At 62.2% G+C, this 349-nt stretch carries 1 pseudogene; it reads left to right on the top strand.

The features are described from left to right. A pseudogene (locus tag MWU32_RS00045) lies at positions 1-349 on the top strand (collagen-like protein); the annotation flags it as partial.

Here is a 349-nt window from a genome sequence, read left to right as displayed (position 1 = left end):
GAGACCGGTCCAGCAGGACCTCAGGGACCAGCAGGAGCCGATGGTATTGATGGTAATGACGGAGCCCAGGGACCACAAGGTGATCCAGGCCCAATCGGACCTCAAGGACCAGCGGGTGCAGACGGTGCCGATGGTGCTGACGGAGCTCAGGGACCTCAAGGTGAGGCGGGCCCAGTAGGACCACAAGGTATTCAAGGAGTAGCCGGTCCAGCAGGACCTCAAGGACCAGCAGGTGCGGACGGTATTAACGGTACTGATGGCGCCCAGGGACCGCAAGGAGATCCAGGCCCAATGGGCCCTCAAGGACCAGCAGGTGCGGACGGTGCCGATGGTGCTAACGGTCTTGATG

The sequence above is a fragment of the Gelidibacter sp. F63206 genome, assembly GCF_023015735.1.
The sequence above is the reverse complement of the archived record's forward strand: the minus strand, read 5'-3'. Positions and strand labels throughout refer to the sequence as shown.